This is a genomic window from Streptomyces doebereineriae, from assembly GCF_031845645.1.
Lineage (GTDB): Bacteria > Actinomycetota > Actinomycetes > Streptomycetales > Streptomycetaceae > Streptomyces > Streptomyces canus.
In genome coordinates, this window is the sequence record NZ_JAVREZ010000280.1 from 1 (window position 1) to 456 (window position 456).

Annotated in this window: 1 pseudogene; it reads right to left on the minus strand. The window is 69.5% G+C overall.

Annotation, left to right across the window (positions count from 1 at the left end):
• Window positions 1-456, minus strand: a pseudogene (locus RNB18_RS51885) (DNA topoisomerase IV subunit B); the annotation flags it as partial.

Here is a 456-nt window from a genome sequence, read left to right on the forward strand (position 1 = left end):
GACGACGTCGTCCTCGGCGACCCGGAGCAGCTTCTGGGAGCGGAGCGCCTCGTTCACCGTCTTGGTCAGCGAGCGCTCGAACCCGGTGACGTGGGTGCCGCCCTTGGGGGTGGCGATGATGTTCACGAAGGAGCGGACGGTGGTGTCGTAGCCGGTGCCCCAGCGCAGCGCGATGTCGACGCCGAGCTCCCGGGTGACCTCGGTCGCGGTCATGTGGCCCCGGTCGTCGAGAACCGGGACGGTCTCCTTGAACGTACCGGTGCCGGTCAGCCGCTGGACGTCGCAGACGGCCTTGTCCTGCGCCAGGTACTCGCAGAACTCGCTGATGCCGCCGTCGAAGCGGAACGTCTCCTCGGTCTTGCCCTCGCCGTCGATCCCCCGCTCGTCGCGGACGATGATCGTGAGGCCGGGGACGAGGAAGGCGGTCTGGCGGGCCCGCTGGTGGAGCGTCTCCAG